The organism is Gemmatimonadota bacterium, assembly GCA_026706845.1.
In the GTDB taxonomy this organism is placed as follows: Bacteria; Latescibacterota; UBA2968; order UBA2968; family UBA2968; genus VXRD01.
Window position 1 is genome coordinate 1 of record JAPOXY010000108.1, and the last position, 23,225, is coordinate 23,225.

Sequence of the window (23,225 nt, forward strand, 5' to 3'; positions counted from 1 at the left end):
GGCTGGATACGCGCTGGAATTTACTATTCGTCGTTCACATTGAAATACAAAATGATGAAATTCGGATCATTTCAGCCCGTAAAGCAACTCGAAGGGAAAGATTTGACTATGAAAATTGACAAATTAAAAAGTCGCCTGAGGAAAAACCGTCCTATGACCACCGTATCCATTCGGTTTCCCGAAGATGTCATTGACGATCTAAAGCAAGTTGCACCAATGCTGGGCTTCTCCGGATACCAACCACTCATTCGAGCTTACGTCGGTCAGGGATTGCGTGTGGATCTTGAACGCTTAGATCAGGAGATCCTACCCGCTTTGGTTAATAACCTAAAAAAACGCGGTATCAGTGAAGCAATAATCACCGAAGCTTTGGCAGAGGCAAGTCAGGAACCAAAACCGCAATAATTATTACTGTACAAATCATCCCATTTTTGAGCAAGCCTCGTAGAATTCTCTGTGAGGCTTTTATTTTATCTCATCCAAACGCGCTCGGAACCCGGGCAAAAGAGCCGTTACCAGTGCAGTTGTAACCATGGCAACACTGGTGTGCAAGCCAAGGGCAATAGGCGCGCCATAGACTTCGGTGAGTTTGCCAATTTGCAGGCTACCAAGTGGTCCCGCGCCAATGGCGAGGACGAGTGTACCCATTGCGCGGTCTCTCATGTCATCGCGGGCAGCGATAAGCATAATCGAGCTTTGCATCACACTGAAAAATGCATGCCCAATGCCGGCAAGTATGAGGAGAAAGATCGCGAGTGGAAAGGCAATCGACGTGCCGAACAGGGTGAGCGCACCAACCCAGGACGTGCTAAAGGCAAAGACAAACAGCGCGAGGGACTGGAAAAGCGATCCAGCGGAAAATATCCAACCGCGACTGAGGCGCGAGCGCAACACACTGACCGCGTAAAGGCCAAAAAACGCCCCAATACCATTGCACGCGCCCAGCACACCGTATTCAAGTGGCCCCTTGTGAAGAATATCGTGTGTAAAAATGGGCAGGATGGTCTGGTAGGGAAACGCCAGAAAATTCATGATCACAGTAATGAGCAGCGTCCCCATAATCGGCTGGCTGGTGCGTATGTATTGCAAGCCTTCGCGCATCAGCGTCCACGGAGAAGTTTTGAGAATCGCGGGATGACGCGGCACTTTGACGCCCAGCATGATCAGGAATGAGATAAGGGAGATAAAAAAAATAGTGATATAACAGTCCAATACGCCAAATAAAGCGTAAATATATCCGCTTAAAAAAGGACCAATCATGCGAGCGATATTTTGGGTAAAGCTTTCGAGCATCATCGCTTCAACCGTGCGCTGCTTGCTTACCAGATCGGGTACCAGGGCGCGACGAGCAGTCCAGTTAAGAGACCACGAGGTGCCAAATAACACCGCGCCAATCGCGAGATGCCAGACTGCCAGTTGGTTGGTCCAGAGCAGCAGGATAATGGCTGCGAGAACCAGTACGCTGAGCCATTGCGAGAAAATCACGATGCGAACGCGCCCAACGCTATTGATCAATGGCCCGGCGATAAAACCGATGAGCAACAGGGGAATAGATCGGTAAAAGCCAATCAGTGCGACGTCAAACGCAGAGTGGGTAATCTCAAAAACGAGCCATCCCACGACAATCATTTCCATCCACATGGCCTGCCACCAGAGCATATTGCTCAAGATCAGGTAGCGAAAACCGCGGTTGCCCAGGGGAGCAAGGGATCCTCGAAAGGAGATGACAAATTTTCCCGTTCTTCTAATGCGCATAGTCGAGTTTCAAATCCAATCTTCATAGCGCGGAGAATGTCGTCTACCGCTATAGCCTCTGCTCTTTTACCTTCCAATCTCAAAATCGCGCGCCACTGCCCTTGCCATCGTCACGAGCACATCGTCGTCAATGCGCTCGCGATAATTGGGATTAATATATTGAAATTGGATCTTGCGATTGGGTGCAATCACAAAGACCGATGGTACGGGCAAAGAGCGCTTTCTATTATTCATAAAAGCAACGCCATAAGCCTTTGCTGCCTCAAATTCCACATCCGATAATAACGCAAAATCGAGACCCACGCGATCGCGCACCTCAGCCAATTTTTCAGGCGGATCGGGCGCAATAGCAATAATTTCAAAACCCAAACCATCCAACTGTGACTTCAGTTCTTGCAGTTGTCCCAACTGCCGTCGGCAATGCGGTCACCAGTATCCCCGATAAAAAATCAAAATCGTCGGTTTTTTGTGCGCGCCCAGATCAAAATCCCGTCCATTCGCATCGGCGAGCCTCAGCGCGGGAACTTCATCGCCAACCATCAGGGGACGCACTTTATTGGGCGCATCGGGCAATTGCGCGTGCCCCCATCCAAAAGTACCAAATACTATCAGCAATGCGACCCAGATTATTTTCTTCATAAAAATCTCCTCTATATCAACATACGCGGTCAGTTCATCTACCCCTTCTCCGTGGTCTTGAAACTGCTGGTGAGGCGTCGCAGTTGTACACCGTCCGTGCCTTTGTGTAACTCCTTTCACTTATCTGAGAAAAGTAGTAATTGATCAACCTCTGGCTCTCCCAATGATAGAATCTTCCTGATCTTTCCCGGCTGCGCCCAGTTGCTTTTCCCCTCTCCGTTGAGTTGTCTCAACAAAGCGGGAATACCCGGATGTTGAAGTGCAGAACAAATTCGTCTGGCATCGGCCTCATTCCAACAGGGAATAAACGCTTGCAGGGCCTGGTTTGCTTGCCACACTTGCCCCTTCTCACTGCTCAAGATGATGGGATGAAAATCGCTCTTACCATAAGCCTCCCATATAACCTTATAGGGCGCAAAAGAATATGGGCCAACGCCGAGCAACGACCACCAGGCGCCTTTGGCAATAGCAGATCGGATTAAAGTGCCTTTCCGACTCTCCAGTTTTTCTTTAACCTCAATGAGATATTGTCTCAGTTCGGCATATTGCTCAATGCTGGCCCACGAAAGTGGTCGTCCTGTATTTATATCATACGGAAGCAAAACCCATTTATGTGGAGCCACGTCTCCATTCTTCCAGATCTCCTTTGTCGCAAGCGGAAAGAGAAATTCCCCGGGCAGATGCGTTGGCTTTTCCTCGAACATGAAAATCGCATTCGCGCCGCAAGTATTCACGCCCTGGCGCGGTTTCTGATCAGAAGACAATTCGACTTTGATGGCGCCGAGATCAGTAGTATCTCCGCGCTGAAGAACGCGCCACTGATCATCAGGGACCTTTAGGGGAACCGCACGGTGTTCAATCCACTCCCCTCCCCGCTCTCTGAAATACCTGACAGGGAATTTATGCGGCACATCCATGCGAAACCTGGCGCAGCAATAGGATGTGCCTATCCCCTCAAACACTTTCGTCGATGAAAATTCACAGACCTCATCTACCGCAAATCTCCGATCATTGGCAACATAGTCCCTGAACCCTTTGTGGGCATCACCGCCCGAGAAAAGAGAAAGTGGGAGATAGAAACATCCTATCCCATTCTTGCGCAGCAACTTGCCCAGTACGACTTTCAACACCAGTGCCGCTATATCGGTGCGAGAGGAACCGAGAAGAACCTGTTTTTTATCGGGGACCAGACCTTCTGCTAAAAAATAAGGTTTGAGTCTCTCCTTATATGAATCGGATAAATCCGTGAAATTTGCCCACGGCGGGTTGCCAAATAAGATATCGTAATCGGTATTCGGGGGATCTGTAATCACATCTAAAGCGAGAAGCTGAGACGGAGGAAAATCAATCGCGAATTTCTGACGCGCTTTAAGTTGAAATGCCTGAAGATGCGATGGACGTACCTCGATCAAAGTCAGCCGCGAAAGAAGCTCTGGCGACACCGGAACACCTCTCGATCGGGCGAGACGGAACAGAGCGAGCGCGAAAGCGCCCTGTCCCGCAGTTGGGTCACAAATAGAAGCCCCATCAATCCACGAATCGAAAATCCCCCACCGCTCGATAAGCCATTCTGCCCATTTAATCGGAGTAAAAACCTGTCCGACTTCAACGGCGTGAGAATGTAAAATATTTGTAGCCATTGTTCCTAAACTCTTCTAGTGATGCGATTCTGTTCATGGCATCACGACTTACCCTCTGGTAATGCCGAATCGCAAGATCAATAAATAACTCATAAAATTCCGTGATATCCCGATCCCAAGTGATTTCATCCCAAACCTGATTGACTGTGTAGTTGAGACGGACCTGACCAGTACCAAGATTCTCAATTCTGTAGGCATCTTGAGGAAGCATACTAAAAGGTACAACACGGATGTATTCAATATCGCGCGTATTGCTTCGTTCTGACGACTTGTTGTGTCCAAACTCGGCTATCAGAAAGACTCCATTGTCATTGGCTAGAAACTTGAGAAGGTTTCCAACAGCACAGATACCTCCATCAGAATAGCGGGTCGAGTCCAAATCCTTGGTCTTAACATCGATACCAATAAGAAGGCCCGCCTCATGAAAGGCGAAATCAAAGATTGTACGTCTGCCTGGCCGATCAAGAGCAGTATAGCCAAGTTCTGAGCAGATGCACTCCCAGTTATCAGTAATCCTTTTTTCGATCATGGCACCGAAGGCTCGGGAATCTTCGCGCTCGGATATGCCCGAGTGTAATTCCTTAAAGAGATCGGATAGCTTTCCTTCAATTTGATCAGATACTGCTTTCAGATCCATTTCTACTCCTTTCACCATTATTTAAATACGCACCTGCGCGCTTGCCCAAATCCAACTCGATAATACCCGCATGATAAATACCTGTCAACTGATTTGTAAAATTGTCTCCCATTGTCCAAACTTCAGTCATATTATCCAAAATCAAGAAAATTTTTTGAGTTATGAAACGTCTATTGTAATAGAAAAAACACTTGACAAGCTTTATTCCTTGTTTCACTTTGTTGCCGACTTTCTTCTTTCTATTCCAATCATAAGCTATCTTCTTAATCTGTCCATTTACAAAAAAAGACGGCACAGAGAGACTTGTCCTTGAGTACTGTGTTGTCGGGAGTGATTTAGATAGAGACGGAATATCTGTCGCCCAGAGCTCGTTACGTCTGAACGGAGGAACCATCACGGCGGTTTCCGGTGGTGGCGATGCAAATCTCGACCATGCCGGTTTGCTCAACGATCCAAATCACAAAGTAAACGGATGTCTCTGAGGTAGGACGGGGGCAAATACCAATGGCGGTGCCTCCTGCGTGAACGTGAAGTAGATACAAATGCTCATCTCACGTTCAGTTTAGATAGAAAAAAGACGGCACTGGGAATTTCTCAGTGCCGCTTTTTCATTTTTTCTATATTTTTTCTTTTAGTTTAACAAAGGGAATTATATACTAAACGGCCGGCAAGGCTGTTCGTATATTTCCTGCTTCATCGTGTTTTGCCACCATACTGGCTGGTCTTACATTCACTCCACAGGCGTTCACTTGGCTTCCGGATGAAGACAAGTCAATTTCGGTCATACCAACCGTATTCTTCTGAATGTTTCTTGCCGCATTCACATCGCGGTCATGGTGGGTGCCACATACGGGACACGCCCATTCTCGGACATGCAATGGGAGGTTGTCGAGTTCGTGACCACACACTGAACAGGTCTTACTACTCGGATAGTATGCATTGAGTTTCCTTACTCTTCGTCCATACCACATGCCTTTGTATTTCAACAGGCGCACAAACTCCGACCATGACACATCACCGATCATGCGGGCAAGTCGTCGGTTCTTCATCATATTTCTTACACGTAATGTCTCTACACCGATAGCTTGGTTCTCGCGTATCAGCCGCGTTGACAACTTATGCAAAAAATATCTCCGACTATCTGCAATCTTTGCATATATCCGTGCTACTTCTCGTCGCGCTTTTTCCCTGTTTTTCGATCCCTTCTTCCTACGGGACAACGCACGTTGCGCTCTACGTAGTTGCTTAAAGTGTTTATCAAAAAAGCGTGGGTTATCTACCTTCTCACCGTTGCTCAATACCGTATGATGAGTTAATCCTAAATCTATACCGGTTTTAGTATCAATGGGATCCAGTTGCTTAATCGGCTCTATGACGCCAATACTCACAAAATACCTTCCCAGACTGTCTTTCGTTACTGTCATATTACGTAATTCACAGGCTTCAGATAATCTCTTATGAAATCGTACCTTTATATCCCCATCTATCTTTTGTAACTTCACACCGCGTTCCGTCACCTTACACCGCGTCCGATCATAACGGATACTCTGCTTATTACTCTTACTCTTAAAACGAGGCTTTCCACTTTGTTTCTTAAAAAACCGCTCGTAACTATTCTTCAAAATACGTAACGATTCTTGTAACGCTCCCGCAGATACCTCATTCAACCATCCCTTATCCGGCTCTTTTTTTATCGCTGTCAATTCTTTCATCAATTCCCCGTGACTCACACTACGTCCCACTTCTTTATATGATTTTTCTTTCTGCTCCAAACCGTGATTATACACATACCGCACGCACCCAAAAGTTTTATTTAACATGTGTTTTTGATATTTATTCGGATACAAACGATACTTATATCCTCGCTGTACGTGCATGACGCTCATTGCTTTACTCCAAAATACAATTCAAGATGCAATTATACTATAAATATAAATAATTTCAATGATTTATGCAAGTATTATTGTCTTTAAAATTCACCTCACTTCGCTAAATCTCGGCTGTTTTGTATATAAGTCCCTTAACAAAATATCAAGGGAAAAGGAGATATTGGAATGCAGCAGGAATTCATGGGGAGAGCCATAGAACTCTCCCAGATTCATATGAGAGCGGGAGAAGGCGGCCCATTCGGTGCGGTTATCGTCAAGGATGGAAGAATTATTTCGGAGGGATATAATGAGGTGATCTCCAGCAAAGACCCCACAGCCCATGCGGAGATCATGGCCATCAGAAAAGCGGCATTCAAGCTCGACACCTTCCACCTCGCGGGATGCGAAATCTACACCAGTTGCGAACCCTGCCCCATGTGTCTCGCCGCCATCTACTGGGCCAGAATCGAGAAAATTTATTTTGCCAATACCGCTGAAGACGCCAGAAATATCGGCTTCGACGACCAATTCTTTTATCAGGAATTGCAACTGCCGCGAGCCAAACGCCAAATCCCCTCCCATCAATTGCTGCGCGATCAGGCATTAGCGGTCTTCAAGGAGTGGCAGGAAAAGATAGACCGCATTGAGTACTAAAGTGACCCGACCACAAACCGGATCGCGAATAGCACCGCCACCGTAACTACTGCCAAATTCAGCTCATGGCGGCGCCTGCCCAACACCTTAATGAGAGCATAGAAGATGAATCCAAGACCGATCCCTGTGGCAATCGAATAGGTGAAAGGCATCGCGATTGCAGTCACGATGGCGGGGACGCACTCAGTCAGATCTTCCCATTCTATGTGTCGGAGAGCACGCGCCATGACACACCCTACGAACACGATCGCTGGGGCAGTCGCGTAAACCGGAATCGCAGTCGCCACTGGTGCGAACACAAGCGCGACCAGGAAAAGCCCCGCCACGACCAGAGCCGTAAGCCCAGTCCGCCCACCTGCCCGCACCCCTGCCGCACTCTCGATACTTGACGTCGTGGTTGACGTGCCCAGGAGTGCGCCAACTATAGTGGCGGAGCTATCCGCTACAAGGGCACGGCGCAGCCCTGTAACCCGACCAGCGCTATCGGTCAATCCTCCCTCGTTGAGTACTGCAACCAGCGTGCCGCTGGTGTCAAATAGATCCACCATCAGGAATGCGAATACGATTGAGATCAAGCCTATCTCGAATGCCCCGACAATGTCCAGTTGCAACGCTGTTGGAGTCAGCGAAGGTGGTAGCGCTACCACGGATTCCGGTGCTGGCGACAGCCCCCCTATCCAACCCACCAATGCCACAACCAGAATGCAGATCAGCACAGAGCCAGGCACCTTCCGGTGCTCGAGCGCCACGATTCCAATAAATCCGAGACCCGCCAGCACCACTGTCCACTGAGCCAGATCGCCCAACGTGACCAGCGTGGCTTCGCTGGCTACCACAATCCCTGCGTTGCGCAATCCAATAATGACAAGGAAGTATCCGATACCCGCTGCGATAGCCATCTTCTGTGAGCGAGGAATGCTGTTGACGACCCACTCCCGCACTGGAAGCACGGACAGGATGAGCATCAGGCATCCAGAACAGAACACCGCTCCGAGCGCGACCTGCCAGGACAATCCCAGTGTGCCCACCGCGACCGCAGCGAAATAGGCGTTCAGACCCATCCCCGGGACCAGTGCAATGGGATAGTTGGCGTAAAGTCCCATGACCGCAGACCCGAACGCCGCGGCGAGACAAGTGGCTACCAGCACCGCGCCAGTGTCCATTCCCGCGCCTTCCAGCACCAGCGGATTCACGAAGATGATATACGATAGGGTCAAAAATGTGGTGCAACCAGCCAGAACTTCCTGCCGCACGCTTGAGTTCCGCTCTTCCAACTGAAAAAAGCTCATTATTCCGTGTTCCTCTCTGCATTGTGGATTCTCAGATAGAACGGATGTCTCTGAGGCTGGATAGAGTATATCTGCGCCAGGCCGTTGCATCAGGGGACAGTGAAAAATATGGACAGGATACAGGTATCCGTGGTATTATTCTCACTGCCGTCAGTTTAGTGGGTTACGCAACGCTCAGCCATTTAAGCAGAGCCATAGAACTCTCCCGGATTCATATGAAGGCGGGAGAAGGCGGTCCATTCGGTAACACCGCTCAATTGTCAATTGCTTGTTGTGCTGCTTCCAGGAAAGTCGCATAGCTTCGTGTACCGCGAAACTTTCGGACAATCACACCTTTGGCATCAATAAAAATGGAGGTGGGAATGGCTGCAACCTCGTAATCCTCGGCAACAGCTCCGTCTGAATCGAGAACAAAAGTCCAGGTGTATCTGCGATATCGGAGAAAATTCTGCACAGTAGAAAACGATTCTCTAATATCAATACCAACGATCAGGATCTGATCCCCCATAGCCTGTTGTAACTTTTCCATGTCGGGCATTTCGACACGACAAGGCCCACACCATGTTGCCCAAAAGTTAAGGAAAACGGGCTTGCCGCGTTGTTCAGAAAGTTTGAAAGGCTCACCAGTGATAGTTTTAAGGGTAAAGTCGGGTGCTCTTTGCCCCATTTGAATACCAATAGGAACGGATGTAACTGTTGTTTCTTGACTGGGAGATGGGACTGTTTGGCTCTCAGAAGACAGGTCGGGAGATCTGGTCGGTTTCTGGTTCTTCCCACATTCGACGACAAAAAACGCCAGCACAAGGATTAAACCGATGGATAGATATTTCATGACGTTCTCCTTCGGTTAAATGGTTTGAAAAATGGCATTGGCTGCGTTTGTAAAAAGATCTGGTGACCTCTCGTCCGTCTATGCGCAGATAAGCCAATTATCGAAAATAAACAGGGGGTTATGAAATGTCCATTAAAAACAAAAAACTTGACAAGTTCCATTTCTCTTTTCACTTTGTTAATCGTATCTTGGTCTATATTCTCAACCATAAGTTATCTTCTGAAAATTTAAGGAATACTGCTGGTCAATAAATTGTCAGAGATCTTTCGGGAATTACTTGATTTAGGCGTAGAAATTGCCCAAAAGGGGACGTGACATGAGTTCGCCAGAAGCTATTGCCAATTCTATAGAGTCACCATTAGCTTTAAAAAAAGCAAAAATAAAAGAGGTAAGAATACCTTCTGAAGTTCGACAATTTTGTATCGAGAACAACCTTTCAGGGGCCCTGGATCTGGCGCAGGAATTTGTTATACGCTGTTTCTCTGCGATCCAAAATATCAAATTGCGGCTCGTTATAGATCCAGAGGACGATGAGAAATGGATTGAAATAAATATTATAGTCCCGGATACAGCCAACTTCTTGACTGAATATAACAACTACACTCGCCTATTGGTCACCGAGATCCCCTGGCCCGAAAGAAACCTGTTGCGATTCAATTTTAGTTTTGCCTAACATATGGATCCAAAAGATTTTTTACGAGTGGCAAACGACCTGGCCCAATCGGATGAGGCAGCAGAATTGCGATCTGCTGTAAGTCGTGCTTATTATGCAGCTTTTCATGTTGCACGCAAACTCCTTGTTGATATGGGATTTGAGATTTCGAAAGGGCCTGGGGCGCACGGTGATGTTTATAAATATCTTGGGAATGCTGGCAATCCCACGGTGGAACACGCAGGAAGCAATATCGGAGATTTAAAGGGATGGAGAAACCAGGCTGATTATGAACTTGATTTAGTCGAACACGAAAATTCGGGAAGTGTACAGAAGATAGTTTTAATTACCGAGCAAATTATCGAAGACCTGGAACAGTGCTGTAACGGATCAGATCGAGACCAAATCAAGGGTGCAATTAGCAACTATATTAAAAAAATGGAGGGAGACATAGTTTAGCACAGGGCTTCCTATACCCATTCTTAATAAAACCGCGCTCAGGTGTCCATAAGTGACATCTAAGCGCGGTTTTATTATGTGATAGAAGTTTTTAACCGATTATCCCATCCAAAACACCAGTCAGCCGATTTGTGAGTTGTCTTAGGCATCTAGGCTTGAAACTTAGCCCGACCAACTACTGTGAACTTTGAAAACGTTGTAGCAATGTTGTAGAAAAATATTGACAAAAATTTTTCTTTTATGTATATTCCCCTGAAACGTTTTATACATCACAAGGAGGATACCATGAATACTGATGCTGAAGTGGGCAAGTACATTGCACGTCTCAGGGACAAAGCTGGTCTCAAGCAGAATGAACTAGCTCAAAAGGTGACTTGGAGTCCAGCAGTTCTCTCGCGCGTGGAATCGGGCGAAAGGCCCTTGGTCGCCGATGAACTAAACTCCATATTGGAAGCAATCGGCACTAAGGAAGCATTACGATTCCAAGAGACAGCCGAGCGCGATTGGCAGAAGTTACAGAAGCCGCCGCTCGGACACCCCAACGAGCCACTTCTTTGGGATGCAGAACAGGCACTCCAAAATATAGAAGAGCTTTCAGCTAAACCTGATATTAAGAACGTATTTGTGAAACGTTTGGAAGCGTTCCAAGATGAACTTAAAATTGCTACAAGTCTCGTCTTAGAGACAGAGCATACTATCGCGTTTGTAGGGGACATTGGAGTAGGAAAATCTACGGCTATATGTAGCGTAGCTGATCTTGAGGTACAAAAAGGGAAAACTTTCGTACCAGTACTTGAGGTAGGCGGCGGTGGTGTGACCGTATGCGAAGTTCATCTCGTGCAGGGACCTCAATACGGATTCACCGTTGAACCTATGGGGGAAAACGAGCTTCGCAGAGAGGTCCTTGAATTCGCGCATTTCCTCCTACCTTCCGCGGATACACATCATGAAGAGCAAGTAGGAGATCAAGATGCACATGGAACTTCAAAAGAGATAGTGCGGGCAATTCGAAACATGAGTGGACTTACTATTAAGCGGAAAGTTAGAACAAAGCAAGGGCCTGGTAGTAAAAAAATAAGGGAGATCCAAGACCCCGCCAAGGACCTAGCTGAGAGATACGCAGATCCGAATACTCTTGCAGCCGAAATTTTGGCCAAAATGGATCTTCAGAAGAGGACAAGGCGCGAACTCTGGTACTCCGAAATCTCCAGCGAGGAGTCGTTACTGTGGTTGCAGAAAAACTTTGAGCAGGTGAACAACGGGAGGCATCCCGAGTTTTCCATACCAAAACGTATCGATATCACCGTGCCTCAACGAATTCTTGGAGAGGAGTCGCTATTCATCCGCGTTGTGGACACCAAAGGTATTGACAGCACAGCCGAACGTCGTGATTTAGAAAAACATTTTAATGCCCCTAACACTATTGTAGTCCTTTGTTCGTATTTTAATAATGCTCCCTCAAACTCGGTGCAACAGCTATTAGAAAGGGCAAAAGAAGGGCAATGCGCTAATTTAGAGACTAAGACCGCGGTTTTGACGTTGCCACGTCCTAATGAAGCTCTAGCTGTGAAGGACGACTCAGGGTTTAAAGCCGAAACTGTGGACGAAGGGTATGACCTCAAAGGGGACCAAGTTGAAATGCGCCTAATAGACCTGAACGTCCCCGATGTGCGCGTCGAATTCTTCAATTCGTATGAAGATGAACCTGAACACCTCAGTATCTTTCTATTAAAATTGGTTAATGGTCTGAGGGAAAAACACTGTGAAAATCTTAAGAAGGCGATAGATGGGGCCAATGATCTGGTGCAAAATTCTGAAAAGGCACAGGTCCAAGAGATACAGCAACAGGCGGCTAGACGACTGTTAGTATGGAAAAAACACAACGAACAAATTGATCCCTTCACCAAAAATCTACAGGATAGCTTGCTCTCAGCCATCGGAAGGGCCTACGCCAGTTCTGTGCAGGCAAGCGTACGTCGTCAAGGAGAGTGGTATAACCTTGATTATGCTCACCAACTCGGCTATGGTGCCCGAGCAACGGCTGCAGGGGCTGTGGGTCCCAAATTGGAGGCTTTCAAGATGGTCGCAGAGAATCTCCTCCAAGATCCTGAGTTAGAGGAAGCTTTCAGTCTGGTGAGACAGGCTCTCTGGATAATCGAGTCTGGAGCAGAATCTCTTTTTCATAAAAGTCAAGAATTGGGAAGGACAATCCATACTGAGTATATGCAGTTCGATGCAGAACTCTGGTATAGTTGTATCAGGGAATGGGGGGCAGGTTCAGGGTATCGTGGTCGGGTATTAGCGCATCACCAAGATTGGTTTGCTAGTGACACCGAAGACATCGTGGCAATAGCACAGGCACTTATTGAACTTGTTGCAAGGGAATGGAAAAAAATCCTGGAGACCCTCTCAGACATTCTCGACGTTAAGGAGGACGAGCAATGAACGCAACTCATGGATGGTGGTGCAATTCTGTTACTTGGCCAACCAAATGTCCTGACTGTAGAGATCCTGTTTTCTTTTTTCAATGCGACTGCGGATCGAAAGTCTTTTTTGACGATCTTGGCTCACCTTGGCCTATACACGACTGCAATACTTCCTGGACACGCAATCTCGTTCGCAAGCAAAATAGTTCTGGTGTAATCACGGTTAAGATTCGTCCAGGTGTTATAATACGTCGCGTACCGGATAACTTTTCCATAGACTCAGATATCGTTTCGCTATCCCAAAGACGCACACAACAACAAGATCCCATTATATCAATTAGTCCAGACCCAGATTCCGAGCAAGTCACCGTAATAGGAGTTCTTCGGGAAAAGAGAATAGAGGTCGATATTATGACTTCGTTAAATTTGCCCCCAATATCATCAATGGTGTCGGCCTTTTTGGGACCTCTCTCCAAAGGAAGGTGGGGTAAAGTCACGATACATGAACAGTCATCGAGTGAAGATGTATTACACAGCTATACAGCTTGGGTAGCGAGTGAGATACTAGACGACGTCAGGAACTCGAAGGGCGTAACGGTAATGGCAGAACTCTCTGCGTTCTCTGTGCCTCAAATCGGGACTTTTTGGATATGTGATTCTTACGAGGTTCTTGGATAGGTCTATCTGGTTATTTCATCTGTGGGAGTCGAAGGATATCCTCGCAATCTTGTTCCCTTGTGTTTTTATTTTTTTGTCCTTCTATAACGAAACTTGTCTCTTGATGCCCCTTGTATCTTATCATGCATGACCTTGCAATCTATATCACCACAAGCCTTTGCGCTGTGTACATCACGCTGATCGCCATTTTTTTATTCGGTCTTTTTCGCAGATCGCGGGCCGTAAATACCCAGCGTCTATCTGTTTCCGTTGTTGTGCCGGCTCGCAATGAAGCCACCAACATCGATGCATGTTTGCGGGCATTGGCTGCACAGACCTATCCTGACGATCATCTGGAAATTATCGTTGTAGATGACCGATCCACAGATGATACCGCCGCTCGAATTGATCAATGGACGCGCTGTTTACCCAACCTGAGTCGCGTATCTGTCACACAGCAGAACTATATCTGCCCAAAAAAAAACGCCCTGTGGCAGGGCATTAAACACGCGCGTGGAGATATTATTTTTACAACAGACGCCGATTGTCGGCCCGGTCCCAATTGGATTGTGTCAAACCTCGCGCACTTTGCGCCCAACATCGGCATGGTCATCGGCCACGCCCCCCTCTTGGAAAGCGAAAAAGCACTATCGGGCCTGCTATCTCTCCAGGCACTCATTGTCTCAACTCTCGCGGCGGGCAGCGCGGGCATTGGATTTCCGCTCACCTGTTCGGGGCGCAACATGGCTTATCGCAGAAACGCCTTTGATGAGGTCAACGGCTTTAACGACATCGGACATATCATCGGCGGCGACGATGTATTGCTCATGCGCCAAATTGCACAAAAAAGCGCGTGGAAAATTCGGTTCAACACAGACGCCGATGCATTTGTCCCCTCAGCGTCTCACCCAGACAATCTCATCAATCGACAGGTGCGCTACCAATCCAAAACCATTCACTACGGCATTCCCACCTTGATTCTGGCTCTTGCGGTGTATATATTCCATGTCGTTCTGGCGACGCTGCCCATTTTGTTCTGGGTCAATACCGAATTATTTTATGTGGTCGGCTCTTGCCTGGGGATAAAAATAATTGCCGATGCCGTTTTTTTGTTCTTCGGCAGTATCCGGTTCAAAAGCCCGAAATTGCTCCTGTGGTTTCCAGTTCTCGAAATCCTGATCATACCCTATATTGTCATCATCTGCGCGCTCGGCACATTTTCACCGTTCAAATGGAAATAATATGCTCTCAATCAAACTCCTGCCCGAAACCTTCATGCGATACCATCGCGCAATCACGCCCCGGCGAATATGGAATGCCTCAAGAGTGATTGCGTCCTACGCCCTTTCCAATCTATTTCGGCGGGATATTCGCATGGGCAAACCCTTTGTGCTCATGGTCGAACCCACCAATTTCTGCAACCTCAAATGCCCACTCTGCCCCTCTGGCAATGGCGACATGACCCGCGAGCGCGGCATTATGCCGTTTGAACACTTCAAGCAGGTCTTTGAGCAACAGGCCGATCACCTTCTGCTCCTCATGTTGTGGAATCAGGGCGAACCCTTTATCAATAAACACCTCACCGACATGATCCGATTGGCCTCCGCGCACAATGTCCCCACACTGACCAGCACCAATGTCCACTACATCAAAAACCTGGAAACCGCTCGAGACATCGTCGATTCCGGCCTTTCCGAACTCGTGGTCTCTCTGGATGGCGTCACATCCGAAAGCTATGTCAAATATCGCGTGGGGGGCAATTTTGACCGCGTACTCGAAGGCATCCGCCTCCTTGTTCAGGCCAAAAGCGACCTGCAAAGCAGCTATCCCCTGATCCACCTGCAATTTATAATTATGAAACACAACGAACACGAAATTGAAGCCGCACGCAAATTCGCTCGGGAGTTAGGCGTAGATCGCCTCTCGCTCAAAACAGCCCAGGTTTATACCGAATCCGATGCAGAGACCTTCTTGCCCTCTGAAGAGAAATTCAGCCGCTACGATTACACTGCCGACCACCTCTCGACCAAAAGCAAAATCAGCAACACCTGTCGCCACCTGTGGTACAGCACTGTCATCAATTGGGACGGCGCTGTATCGCCCTGCTGCTTTGACAAAGATGTTCACTACGGCCTCGGCGACGCCCTCAATGAATCGGACTTCGACCAGATCTGGACCGGTCAAAAATACACGGACTTCAGAAACGCCATCCTCAAAGACCGCAAATCTGTGCCGATATGCAACAACTGCTCAGAAGGGGTGAAGGGCATGTTTTACGACATAGAAAAAGTTGAGCACTGATAAACTATGGATATCATCCACCACTTATTGCTGCTCTCTACAGTCCTCTACACCCTCGTCGCACTGTGTTTTTTTTTCGGATTATTCCGCCTAAACAACCAGCCGCGCACTGCTGAAACGCCATTTATATCTATCGTTATTGCCACCCGAAATGAAGCGGATTATATCGGTCTGTGCCTCGATTCTCTGAAACAACAGACCTATCCAACCGACAGATTTGAAATCCTCGTCGTTGACGACGCCTCAACAGATAATACATCCCAAATTGTCGCCTCCACGCATCTGGACAATCTCCACCTTTTGTCTGTGGATAACAGCTTTCCAGAAATGACGGCAAAGAAACGACCGATGTCCGTTGGCATTCACTGCGCGCGGGGCGAATGGATCCTCACCACCGATGCCGACTGCACAGTGCCACCCACCTGGATCGCCAGTATGGCGTCTTATATGGCGACTGATATTGGCGTTGTCATCGGATTTTCACAACTTACATCGCGCTCATTTTTCGACCGCTTGCAGGCTTATGATTTTCTCACCCTCATGGCGGCGGCGGCAGGCGCCGTCGGGGTGGGCAGACCCCTGGCTGCTTCGGGACAAAATTTCGCCTATCGCAAATGTCTTTTTGAAAAAGTCGGCGGTTTCCGCGACATCGCACACCGCCCGTCTGGCGACGATGTGCTATTGCTCCAGTTGCTGCGCCGGGCATGGGATGGACGCATTGCATTTGCCACTGATCCCGGCGCATTCGCAATCACTCATCGCCCAGAAACCCCATCATCGCTCTGGCAACAACGCAAGCGATGGGCATCTAACGCTGCGTATCAACTGCGTATCAATTTCGTTTTTTTTTCCTATATTGCAGTGGTCTTTTTGACCAACGCGCTCATTCCCGCTGCTTTTCTCATCTCAATAACAGACGGTACATACACACTGCCCTTGATCTGCTGGGGCGCGAAAGTACTGGTAGATCTGCTCGTGGCGGGAAAAGGCGTACATATCTTCAAGCGTGCGGATCTACTCATCATGTTTCCTTTCTGGGAGATCGTGCAAATCCCCTACACCATTCTCATCGGCCTCGCGGGAACCCTGCGTGGATTTACGTGGAAAGGCCGAGACCATTGAGGTGTGAAGTATGAAGTGTGAAACGGTTTATAACTGGTTGCTGCCCAAAGACCATTGCTCTATGAGGTACCCTATGATCACCAAAACCCTGTTCTGCCTCCTCAGCTTGCTGCTTGCAATGCCATCTTATGCACAGCGCCCGCGTGCCCGGGATCTCGGCATTCAGATTGGCACCTTGCCCACAGGTACATACAACGCCATCACCGATGTCGAAGGCATTCTCGTCGGTCACGTCACATTAATCGAAGGTAGTGGCGAACTCGTCGTGGGCAAAGGGCCCGTGCGAACGGGCGTTACCGCCATTGTCCCGCACGGTGAGGATATCTATCGAAATAATGTATTCGCCGCAGCCGAATCCCTCAATGGCAATGGTGAAATGACGGGTATGGCCTGGATTAACGAACGCGGGCAACTCGAAGTGCCCATTGTACTTACGAATACGTTATCTGTGGGGGAAGGCTATAGCGGCGTAGTCGCATACATGCTCAAACAAGGCGCTGGCCGGGTTCCCCTACCCGTAGTCGCCGAATGTTACGACGGCGGTCTCAATGACATTGCCGGACGACACGTCACAGTCGATCACGTTGTCGAAGCCATTGAAATCGCCACAGGCGGCGCGGTATCCGAAGGCTCGGTTGGCGCGGGCACGGGCATGCGCTCGTATGGATTCAAAGCGGGCATCGGCACAGCCTCGCGCGTTGTACCAGATGGACATACCGTAGGCGTGCTCGTCAATGCCAACTGTGGGCGCAGGCGGGAACTCCTCATTGCCGGTGTTCCCGCAGGACGCGAATTGCCCGTTCAGGCTTCCCCAACGCGCGATGGCTCAATCATCGTGGTCATAGCCACCGACGCGCCCCTGGTGCCACATCAATTGCGCCGCCTGTGCAAACGCGCCGCCATAGGCATTGGTCGCACGGGCACGGTTTCCCGCACCAGTAGCGGAGATTTCGCCATTGCCTTTTCAACCGCCTATCGCCTACCTCGCACCCGCGCTGACCGCGATACAATTACCACACTACGCGATGGTCGGCTAAACGCCATCTTCCAGGCCACCATTGAAGCTACCGAAGAAGCCATTGTCAACGCCATGTGCGTGGCAGGACCGATGACGGGCCGAGACAACCGCACAATGCCCGCGTTACCGCATGATAAATTGGTCAAGGTGCTTAAAAAATATGGTCGGATGAATCAACACAACGATATGCAACAGCGGTAGTAGTTCAGGCTAATATCTGACCGCTTATCCTGAACATCCTTTCATCCTGAAAATCCTGATCCGAGGTGCTCTATGTCTCAAATACCCATCATCACTGCCCTTTGCGCCTATGTTTTCCTCACCCTATTGGTTGGCGTCTATGCCGGCAGGCGCGTCAAAGATTCTGCCGATTTTGTCGTTGCGGGTCGGCGTTTGGGCATCTTATTGGCCACGGGCACGCTTTCCGCCACCTGGTTTGGCACGGGCACTGTGCTCGGCGCAGCAGGCGCGGCTTACAAAGGTGGTTTTTTAGCCATCATTGCCGATCCCTTTGGCGCAGCCCTGTGTCTATTTCTCGCGGGCCTTTTTTACGTACGGATGATGCGACGCATGGGCGTTTCAACCATTGCCGAATTTTTTGAACGGAGATTTGGCAAAACAGCCGGTGTGGTCGCCGCAGCGTGTACGATTCCGGCCTATCTGGGCTGGGTTGCGTCGCTAATGGTGGGATTTGGGAAAATTATCCACGCGCTCACGGGATTGGATGCGGTATTAGGCACCTGTCTGGGTGCTGCTATTGTGCTGATCTATACAACCGTAGGCGGCATGTGGGCGGTGACGCTGACTGACTTTATTCAGGTGGCCGTCTTAACCCTGGGGCTAATCTTTATGACGCCCGTTCTTTTGAGCGACATGGGGGGATGGGCCGCCATTCGAGCGCAGCTGCCCGATGACCAATTTTATCTCTATCCTCGAGATGCAGACATGACTACATGGTTTAATTATGCGCGCGCCTGGTTGGTAATTGGCCTGGGCAATCTCGCAGGACAGGACCTTTTGCAACGCAGCTTATCCAGCCGAAACGAATCCGTCGCCCAGAACAGCGCGTATCTCTCTGGGATTATCTACCTGACCGTTGGTCTCTTGCCCGTTTTTCTGGGCATTGCAGCCACCCTCACATTTCCCAATCTGGCCGATCCCGAGCAGGTGATGATGAAACTCGCAGAAACCTATCTTCCCCCACTGGGCATGGCCATTTTTATCGGTGCTTTGATCTCCGCGCTAATGAGCAGCGCAGACAGCGCCCTGCTCGCCCCTGCCAGCGTGATCGGCAACGACCTGATCCGTTACCTGCGCCCCGACATTGACGCGCGAACCCAACTTCGCCTGTGCCGCCTGAGCGTCCCCATCCTCGGCATTATCGCGCTTTATCTCGCCCTTTCGCACGACACGGTTTACACGCTGATGGTCGATTCCTGGTCTATCTTACTGGCGACCCTCTTTGTGCCTCTCACTGCGGGTATCTGGTGGCGCAACGCCAATCGTTCTGGCGCGCTCTGGTCGATGATTTCAGGTGCGATCGCCTATCTCATCCTGCTTCAAATCGCGCCCGATCACCCCGCCGACCTCCTCGCAGTACCAGTCGGCCTTCTCGCGCTTATCATCATAACCAAAGCGACTGCAAAAACAGATCCACCCTTGCCCTTGAGCGATACGTCAGGAGCACCTCTCCCCTATACAAACCGCCTGGGTGCTCTAAATCCACTTCGAGGTTCATCCGATAGATAAATTAAAAGGAGACGCTATCAGGACCCAACTTCTCGAAAAAGCACTCCTTGAAGTGTCTAAACTTCCCCCTGAAAAGCAGGAGGCTATCGCAAGTATAATTCTTGAAGAACTCGGAGATGAACGCCGATGGGATGAAGCGTTTGCCGCATCACAAGATAAACTCGCCAAACTCGCCCAAAAAGTACGGGCCGATATCAAGGCAGGTCGTTTCAAAAAAATGGGAAGGAATAATGAAATGAGCGATTACACGATCTATGCACTGATGTACTCGGAAGATCCCGCTCGCGATGCTATGACCTACAACTCTCTGCAGAATGGAGTGGGACGTTTCGGTTGGAGCTATGAAAAAACTGCTAACTTAAGAACGTTACAGGCCAGAATTGATAATGGGGATAGCCTTACATGCGAAGAATGGGATTGTTATCATCCCTTTCTACTCGATATCAAAGAGGAAGACTATGTAGTTTATATCAATATACCTGAATGGGGCAAGTGTACTCTCGCCCGTGTCACCGGCCCCTATTTTTGGAGCTACGAAGATGATAATTTCAACCATCGTTTCCACGTTGATCCCGAGTCGGTTTGCGTCTTTGACCGAAACAACACAATCGTTTACCCCCAGCTAAGAAGGAAGCTCAAACTGCGGGGACGATGGTGGCGCATCTACGATCTGCATGAGAAATTTGAATTTCTTATCGAGTGTTTGAAAAGGGGTGAAGAAGGCACGCTTAGTACACCGGAAACGAATATCGATTGGCTCAAAAAGGATATTCTATCCGATATCACAAAGAAAATTCAGCGTACGCATCCAGGTTCCCAGCTCGAGTTCCCGATTGCAGAAATTTTCCGGAACGTTCCCGGAGTCAAAGAAGTGAAGGAACAAGGTGGTGCCGGAGAACACGGCGCAGACCTACAGGTAATTTTTGAATGGGAGATACCCATTCTGGAGATACAAGAACAGCGCATTTGCGTGGTTCAAGTGAAATCCTTTGAAGGCGAGATGTGGGAAACCAAAGCCGTAGATCAAATTCAAGAGGCACTTGACTATTGGAATGCAGACATGGGGATCATTGTATCCACAGCCTCCTCTGGTTCCGAAGCACTTGACACGGCTCTTAATCAACTGCAGCAAAAAACAGGGAAGCCCGTTTATTTGCTTATTGGCGAGGATGTTGCCGCTTTTCTGTTGCGCTTTGGCGGTCAACTCTTGTTCTAACCGCCTCTTGAAAATGCAGAAAATATCGCCGCGGACCTTTCCAAAAAGGAGGTTTTGACGATGAAACATCCAGCCTGGACACAAGCTGATTCGCGCGAAGCCAAACAGATCTGGGAGGAATACCAAAAGCAGCATAATCTCTCAGATCGAATTGGACAAACAGCAGGGATTGATCCTAAAAGTAGACACATTTGGTTTGGCTCTTCAATTAGAGATATTGTCCTTCAAAGAAATACTGAAGGATTGAATTCTCCTATTTTCTTTGAACGAGTTGGATCTGAAACCTATTTCCGAAAAAGAGTTCGTCGGTGATTCGCGGAATGGTTTCAGATGATGGAGTACCGACAATCATACTGTTGATTGCCAGTCAAGATTGAAAGACTACTATTGACACAGACTCCAATGGAGACCTGGTATTACCCGAAACGCTACGAAATTCTTTGAATACCCGTTATGTTAATCGAAGGATAGTATAATGAATAAAATAACCTCGAGAATCTCCAGATACTTCAGAAGATGGTATGACGAAAACAAGTTGCGGCAAACCCTTAAAAAATGCCGTCGTGTAGCCCGCAAAGGATACCGGCTTGCAAGTGCCAACCTTGATGAAATCAAGTTCGCGATAGACGGAGAAGTTTCGAAATTAAAATCACATCTGGAAACTCTGAATGATGGCAATATCCAAACAAACGAAATTGAAAACCAAATTCAAAAACAACTACAACAAGTGGTATTGGAACTCGGTTCTTTACACAATGAACAGATGCGCCTGTTGGAGGGGAAACACGCACAATTGGACGAATTTTCAATTGCTCTCTTTGGTCGCACGCTGGCCGGTAAGTCGACATTCATGGAGATTTTGACCAATGGCGATGGTTCATCCATCGGCAAGGGAAGCCAACGTACTACCCGAGATGTGCGTAGCTATAGCTGGAAAGGCCTCAAGATTACTGATGTGCCCGGCGTAGCCGCATCTGATGATGAAGGCCGTGAGGACGAAGAAAAGGCATTCGAGGCTGCCGTACAGTCAGACCTGGTGCTTTTTTTAATCACCGAAAGTGCGCCGCAGGACGCGGAAGCGAGGTGCCTCGCACGCGTGAGGTCACAAGGGAAGCCAATTCTGGGTATCTGTAACTTTCATCAGGGCATCAAAAATGCGGAAGATATGCTCCTCTTTTTGAGAAAAGATTGGTTCTATCACAAAAGGCGAGAACTCAACGATATCGTTAAACAGTTTCGCGAGTTTGTGGACAAATACAGTCCGGGCAGTAGAATCAGGTTTATTTACACCCATTTGCTATCGAGATTCCTATCTCAACAGCCGCAGTACAAGACGCAACAGAACGAGTTGGCACGCGCAAGCCGATTCGACTACGTCGAAAAACAAATTATCTCGGAGGTGGTTAACCGCGGGAGATTTCTGAAATGGAAGAGCTTCATCGACATTTCTGTAGTCCCGATGCTTGAATTTAGTGATAAATTATTGGATTTTAGTGCTCAGAACTCGTCCCGTGGCAGAGTTCTCATTGACAAGAGGCGCCAGGTCAAATCGTGGTCTAGTGGATTTCACAAAAGTGGCAAAGAACGCATTGATACGTTTATAAAAAAAGAAATGAACTCTCTTCGTGCTGAAATCCCAGGGTTTGCGGAGGATTACTATGATCGGTCAGATGCTGGTAATCGTTGGAATCGCTTAATAAAAAAGCAAGGCATCGAGAGGAAAGCAAGGAAACTTGTCGAACAAATCCAGAATGAATGTAAAGCTGAACTGTCAGAGGTCGCACGACAACTTGAAGTCGAACTGAATTTCGTCGGTGAATTTGCTGGTAATCGCAGGATTAGCATGGATTCTATATTCGATACAAAACGTGCTTGGAATTGGGGGACCACAATTCTTTCAGGTGGTCTTGGTCTTGCTGCCCTCTTCCTTGCTAGCAATCCCCTCACCTTGGCCGCGGTAGCAGTTGGCGTGATAGGTACGCTCTTATCACGGTGGCTCTTCGATGACCGCGAAAAAAAGGCCAGTAAGCAACGCAAAGAACTTGAAAGGAGACTCAATAGCGACGTCAACAAGATAGAAAGTAATGTCCAAAAGAAACTCAATGATTGGTTCTTTCAGGATATCCTGAAAAATCAAGTTAATGTCCTTCTCAAAGACCTCTCTGCTATCGCATCGAACCTCTTCAAGCTGGCAGATGTACAAAGGACTCTGGCTTGGTCGCTCAACAAACAGCAGAAACGTCTTCACCGAGACCTACTCAATGAAGCACTGAATCAGCTTGGACATAAAGATAGTGGGAACCTTATCATA

Annotated in this window: 22 protein-coding genes and 1 pseudogene; 14 read left to right on the forward strand and 9 right to left on the reverse strand. The window is 48.4% G+C overall.

All coding sequences use genetic code 11. The features are described from left to right. Together OXG87_10790 and OXG87_10795 are read left to right on the forward strand one after the other, a co-directional pair. On the forward strand, positions 1 to 119 hold a 119-nt coding region (locus OXG87_10790), incomplete at its 5' end, for a BrnT family toxin (protein MCY3870037.1). Then, complete coding sequence (locus OXG87_10795; GenBank protein MCY3870038.1) at positions 109 to 405, forward strand: hypothetical protein; 297 nt, start codon at positions 109 to 111, stop codon at positions 403 to 405. The genes OXG87_10790 and OXG87_10795, both read left to right, overlap by 11 nt. A gap of 60 nt (positions 406 to 465) precedes the next feature. Here the strand turns inward: OXG87_10795 and OXG87_10800 are convergent, their stop codons facing one another. The 7 genes and pseudogenes from OXG87_10800 to OXG87_10830 all read right to left on the reverse strand — a co-directional run bounded on the left by OXG87_10800 (position 466) and on the right by OXG87_10830 (position 6,557). Further along, positions 466 to 1,755, reverse strand: a complete 1,290-nt coding sequence (locus OXG87_10800; protein MCY3870039.1) for an MFS transporter — start codon at positions 1,753 to 1,755, stop codon at positions 466 to 468. A 66-nt stretch (positions 1,756 to 1,821) separates the two neighbouring features. Next, positions 1,822 to 2,166: pseudogene (locus OXG87_10805) on the reverse strand (redoxin domain-containing protein). 15 nt (positions 2,167 to 2,181) lie between these two features. Continuing rightward, positions 2,182 to 2,394: a hypothetical protein gene (locus tag OXG87_10810; protein MCY3870040.1), complete on the reverse strand. Its 213-nt coding sequence runs from the start codon at positions 2,392 to 2,394 to the stop codon at positions 2,182 to 2,184. 116 nt (positions 2,395 to 2,510) lie between these two features. Next, entirely contained in the window at positions 2,511 to 4,034 is a 1,524-nt protein-coding gene (locus tag OXG87_10815; GenBank protein MCY3870041.1) for a hypothetical protein, read from the reverse strand. Next, the gene (locus OXG87_10820) at positions 4,000 to 4,671 is read right to left on the reverse strand and encodes a hypothetical protein (protein ID MCY3870042.1); all 672 of its coding nucleotides are present in this window, start codon (positions 4,669 to 4,671) and stop codon (positions 4,000 to 4,002) included. Before OXG87_10820 ends, OXG87_10815 begins: the two co-directional genes overlap by 35 nt. Beyond that, the gene (locus OXG87_10825) at positions 4,649 to 4,966 is read right to left on the reverse strand and encodes a hypothetical protein (protein MCY3870043.1); all 318 of its coding nucleotides are present in this window, start codon (positions 4,964 to 4,966) and stop codon (positions 4,649 to 4,651) included. The genes OXG87_10820 and OXG87_10825 overlap by 23 nt, the downstream gene beginning before the upstream one ends. A gap of 361 nt (positions 4,967 to 5,327) precedes the next feature. Next, entirely contained in the window at positions 5,328 to 6,557 is a 1,230-nt protein-coding gene (locus OXG87_10830) for an RNA-guided endonuclease TnpB family protein (protein MCY3870044.1), read from the reverse strand. Positions 6,558 to 6,725: 168 nt separating this feature from the next. Here OXG87_10830 and OXG87_10835 point away from each other — a divergent pair, with 168 nt between their 5' ends. Then, positions 6,726 to 7,193 (forward strand): nucleoside deaminase, encoded by a 468-nt coding sequence (locus OXG87_10835; GenBank protein MCY3870045.1) that lies wholly within the window; start codon positions 6,726 to 6,728, stop codon positions 7,191 to 7,193. Here the strand turns inward: OXG87_10835 and OXG87_10840 are convergent. Together OXG87_10840 and OXG87_10845 are read right to left on the reverse strand one after the other, a co-directional pair. Continuing rightward, entirely contained in the window at positions 7,190 to 8,482 is a 1,293-nt protein-coding gene (locus tag OXG87_10840) for an NCS2 family permease (protein MCY3870046.1), read from the reverse strand. The genes OXG87_10835 and OXG87_10840 overlap by 4 nt on opposite strands. A gap of 253 nt (positions 8,483 to 8,735) precedes the next feature. Further along, positions 8,736 to 9,314 carry a TlpA disulfide reductase family protein gene (locus OXG87_10845; GenBank protein ID MCY3870047.1) on the reverse strand — a complete coding sequence of 193 codons (579 nt, stop codon included), beginning with the start codon at positions 9,312 to 9,314 and terminating at the stop codon, positions 8,736 to 8,738. A 316-nt stretch (positions 9,315 to 9,630) separates the two neighbouring features. Here OXG87_10845 and OXG87_10850 point away from each other — a divergent pair, with 316 nt between their 5' ends. The 11 genes from OXG87_10850 to OXG87_10900 form a co-directional block, all read left to right on the forward strand. After that, the gene (locus tag OXG87_10850) at positions 9,631 to 9,987 is read left to right on the forward strand and encodes a hypothetical protein (GenBank protein MCY3870048.1); all 357 of its coding nucleotides are present in this window, start codon (positions 9,631 to 9,633) and stop codon (positions 9,985 to 9,987) included. 27 nt (positions 9,988 to 10,014) lie between these two features. Beyond that, entirely contained in the window at positions 10,015 to 10,425 is a 411-nt protein-coding gene (locus tag OXG87_10855) for a HEPN domain-containing protein (GenBank protein MCY3870049.1), read from the forward strand. A 285-nt stretch (positions 10,426 to 10,710) separates the two neighbouring features. Continuing rightward, positions 10,711 to 12,870 (forward strand): helix-turn-helix transcriptional regulator, encoded by a 2,160-nt coding sequence (locus OXG87_10860; GenBank protein MCY3870050.1) that lies wholly within the window; start codon positions 10,711 to 10,713, stop codon positions 12,868 to 12,870. A gap of 781 nt (positions 12,871 to 13,651) precedes the next feature. Further along, positions 13,652 to 14,749, forward strand: coding sequence for a glycosyltransferase (locus tag OXG87_10865; protein MCY3870051.1), 1,098 nt, complete (start codon positions 13,652 to 13,654; stop codon positions 14,747 to 14,749). A 1-nt stretch (position 14,750) separates the two neighbouring features. Then, positions 14,751 to 15,809, forward strand: coding sequence for an SPASM domain-containing protein (locus OXG87_10870; protein ID MCY3870052.1), 1,059 nt, complete (start codon positions 14,751 to 14,753; stop codon positions 15,807 to 15,809). Positions 15,810 to 15,815: 6 nt separating this feature from the next. Then, the gene (locus OXG87_10875) at positions 15,816 to 16,931 is read left to right on the forward strand and encodes a glycosyltransferase (GenBank protein ID MCY3870053.1); all 1,116 of its coding nucleotides are present in this window, start codon (positions 15,816 to 15,818) and stop codon (positions 16,929 to 16,931) included. Positions 16,932 to 17,004: 73 nt separating this feature from the next. After that, the gene (locus OXG87_10880) at positions 17,005 to 18,150 is read left to right on the forward strand and encodes a P1 family peptidase (GenBank protein ID MCY3870054.1); all 1,146 of its coding nucleotides are present in this window, start codon (positions 17,005 to 17,007) and stop codon (positions 18,148 to 18,150) included. Between the two features lie 72 nt (positions 18,151 to 18,222). Next, on the forward strand, positions 18,223 to 19,698 hold the full coding sequence (locus OXG87_10885) for a sodium:solute symporter family protein (GenBank protein MCY3870055.1): 1,476 nt from the start codon (positions 18,223 to 18,225) through the stop codon (positions 19,696 to 19,698). A gap of 52 nt (positions 19,699 to 19,750) precedes the next feature. Next, the gene (locus tag OXG87_10890; protein ID MCY3870056.1) at positions 19,751 to 20,914 is read left to right on the forward strand and encodes a restriction endonuclease; all 1,164 of its coding nucleotides are present in this window, start codon (positions 19,751 to 19,753) and stop codon (positions 20,912 to 20,914) included. Between the two features lie 60 nt (positions 20,915 to 20,974). Next, positions 20,975 to 21,226, forward strand: coding sequence for a hypothetical protein (locus OXG87_10895; GenBank protein MCY3870057.1), 252 nt, complete (start codon positions 20,975 to 20,977; stop codon positions 21,224 to 21,226). A 163-nt stretch (positions 21,227 to 21,389) separates the two neighbouring features. Further along, positions 21,390 to 23,225 (forward strand): 50S ribosome-binding GTPase (locus OXG87_10900; GenBank protein ID MCY3870058.1); only part of this gene is annotated, 1,836 nt, incomplete at its 3' end.

Excerpts from the sequence above, each read along its gene's own strand:
- OXG87_10845 (MCY3870047.1), bottom strand. The coding sequence starts at position 9,314 with ATGAAATATCTATCCATCGGTTTAATCCTTGTGCTGGCGTTTTTTGTC.
- OXG87_10795 (MCY3870038.1), top strand. The coding sequence starts at position 109 with ATGAAAATTGACAAATTAAAAAGTCGCCTGAGGAAAAACCGTCCTATG.
- OXG87_10865 (MCY3870051.1), top strand. The coding sequence starts at position 13,652 with ATGCATGACCTTGCAATCTATATCACCACAAGCCTTTGCGCTGTGTAC.
- OXG87_10835 (MCY3870045.1), top strand. The coding sequence starts at position 6,726 with ATGCAGCAGGAATTCATGGGGAGAGCCATAGAACTCTCCCAGATTCAT.
- OXG87_10830 (MCY3870044.1), bottom strand. The coding sequence starts at position 6,557 with ATGAGCGTCATGCACGTACAGCGAGGATATAAGTATCGTTTGTATCCG.
- OXG87_10860 (MCY3870050.1), top strand. The coding sequence starts at position 10,711 with ATGAATACTGATGCTGAAGTGGGCAAGTACATTGCACGTCTCAGGGAC.
- OXG87_10800 (MCY3870039.1), bottom strand. The coding sequence starts at position 1,755 with ATGCGCATTAGAAGAACGGGAAAATTTGTCATCTCCTTTCGAGGATCC.
- OXG87_10820 (MCY3870042.1), bottom strand. The coding sequence starts at position 4,671 with ATGGATCTGAAAGCAGTATCTGATCAAATTGAAGGAAAGCTATCCGAT.
- OXG87_10885 (MCY3870055.1), top strand. The coding sequence starts at position 18,223 with ATGTCTCAAATACCCATCATCACTGCCCTTTGCGCCTATGTTTTCCTC.
- OXG87_10880 (MCY3870054.1), top strand. The coding sequence starts at position 17,005 with ATGATCACCAAAACCCTGTTCTGCCTCCTCAGCTTGCTGCTTGCAATG.
- OXG87_10850 (MCY3870048.1), top strand. The coding sequence starts at position 9,631 with ATGAGTTCGCCAGAAGCTATTGCCAATTCTATAGAGTCACCATTAGCT.
- OXG87_10840 (MCY3870046.1), bottom strand. The coding sequence starts at position 8,482 with ATGAGCTTTTTTCAGTTGGAAGAGCGGAACTCAAGCGTGCGGCAGGAA.
- OXG87_10875 (MCY3870053.1), top strand. The coding sequence starts at position 15,816 with ATGGATATCATCCACCACTTATTGCTGCTCTCTACAGTCCTCTACACC.
- OXG87_10815 (MCY3870041.1), bottom strand. The coding sequence starts at position 4,034 with ATGGCTACAAATATTTTACATTCTCACGCCGTTGAAGTCGGACAGGTT.
- OXG87_10895 (MCY3870057.1), top strand. The coding sequence starts at position 20,975 with ATGAAACATCCAGCCTGGACACAAGCTGATTCGCGCGAAGCCAAACAG.
- OXG87_10870 (MCY3870052.1), top strand. The coding sequence starts at position 14,751 with ATGCTCTCAATCAAACTCCTGCCCGAAACCTTCATGCGATACCATCGC.
- OXG87_10810 (MCY3870040.1), bottom strand. The coding sequence starts at position 2,394 with ATGAAGAAAATAATCTGGGTCGCATTGCTGATAGTATTTGGTACTTTT.